This window comes from Leptospira adleri (genome assembly GCF_002811985.1).
Lineage (GTDB): Bacteria > Spirochaetota > Leptospiria > Leptospirales > Leptospiraceae > Leptospira > Leptospira adleri.
The window spans coordinates 1-687 of the sequence record NZ_NPDU01000164.1; the positions used below are offsets into that span (position 1 = coordinate 1).

Consider the following 687-nt stretch of genomic DNA (forward strand, 5'->3'; position numbering starts at 1 on the left):
TTCGCATAAGCGTTGTTATTCGTTACCGAAAAATTCAACTCGATCCAAGCGTAGTCCTGCTGATGTTGGATGTCCAAAAAGAACGGGATCCCTGCCGGAGTAACATAAAGTTGCCGAGCAGTATAAACTCGAAAATCGATACCGGAAAAATACCCTTCGCTGTATGTTCGGTTGGCGCCGTAAATACCGGGACCGGGATTGAAAAAATCGACGTTGTTGCAACCCAAAGGATTCGGACAATACGGATTCGGATCCGCAGGATTCCCGGTATAATTCATAAAGGCGCGAAGATCCGCCTGGTTGATTCCCGTGATCGTCATACCCGGACCCAGACCCACCAAACCGTCCAAAGGAGATCCCGTACCACTCAATCCGCTCTCATACGCATCCATGATCCAGTTAGCAAGATCCAATTGGGAAATTTCATGGCGGACATAGGCCATGATTTTCTGGGCTAAACCTCCCGCGCCGTCCGTAACCCCGCTATTGAATATCTCCCACATCGAAACTTCGCTCGTAGTATAAGCCGAATATTGATCGAAATGGGAAAAAGGAGAAGGCCACCAACCCTGCATATACGTCAAAGGATCGTTTGTCAAAGGACCGCCGTTCTGTCCGTATCGAACGCTGTAACTCGTATTCCCGCTGTTTTGAAAATTGATCGCATTCTGCAAAGCGCCTTGTGTA

1 protein-coding gene is annotated in these 687 nt (G+C 48.3%); it reads right to left on the bottom strand.

Annotated elements, in window-relative coordinates; all coding sequences use genetic code 11:
- Window positions 1–687, bottom strand: a 687-nt coding sequence (locus tag CH376_RS23955; RefSeq protein WP_125232040.1) for a TIGR04388 family protein, incomplete at both ends; no start/stop codon positions are given.